Consider the following 936-nt stretch of genomic DNA (forward strand, 5'->3'; position numbering starts at 1 on the left):
CACGCGCAACCCCCGCCCCGCCAATGTAAAGCTCCCCCACCGCCCCGAACGGCACCGGCGCGCCATGACCGTCCAGGAGATACAACCGCGTGTTCGCAATCGGACGCCCGATATGCGGCACAACGTTGTCACTGAAGAGCCGTCCCGAGGTTGCCACGACGGTAACTTCCGTCGGGCCATAGTTGTTTATTAACTTGAGAGGCGACGGTAGCCGGGAAGGCACACGCTGGAGACGATCACCGCCAATAAGCAAATACTCCAATGTGGGATTTATTTGCTTGTCTTCTAACGCGGTTGTAGCCAGCGGCGTGACTAAAAAGGCGGTCTCCAGCGATTGATCACACCACCATTGCAGTAGAAGCAGGGGATCTCCTGCTGCTGCTCTTGGCGAGAGCAGCAATGCGCTACGATTGGATAATGCAGACCACAGCTCCCAAATGCTGGCATCGAATGCCACTCCGGCCGTGAGTGCGCAGCAGGTTTCTCGTTGCCGACAGAACGTTTGCACATGCCATGCTGTAAGATTGACCAGGTTGTGGTGCTCGACCATGACGCCCTTTGGGGTTCCGGTTGAGCCGGAGGTGTAGATCACATAAGCGAGATGGCGTGAGGTCAGGCCAAGGGCGCGCGGCTCGGGATCGCAAGCGGGCAGTTCGGCCCAAGCCGGGGTCGCCGTCTCCAGATCGACCACGCTCACATCGACAAGCGCCTCGGGGCCGAGCGCGGCGCGGCCGGCCGCATCGGCCAGCAGCAGCCGCGGCGCCGCATCCTCGACAACCTGCCGCAGCCGCGCGCAGGGATAGGCCGGGTCCAGCGGCAGATAGGCGCCGCCGGCCTTGAGGATCGCCAAGACACCCACCACCATCGCCGGGCTGCGCTCCAGGCAGATCGCCACCGGCTGGTCCGGCCTCACCCCGAGCGCGATCAGGTGATGCG

At 63.0% G+C, this 936-nt stretch carries 1 protein-coding gene; it reads right to left on the reverse strand.

Annotated elements, in window-relative coordinates:
• A partial coding sequence (locus NKI54_RS36310; protein WP_352694658.1) for an AMP-binding protein occupies positions 1–936 on the reverse strand: 936 nt, incomplete at both ends.

This window comes from Mesorhizobium sp. M0663, assembly GCF_040320585.1.
Classification (GTDB): Bacteria; Pseudomonadota; Alphaproteobacteria; order Rhizobiales; family Rhizobiaceae; genus Mesorhizobium.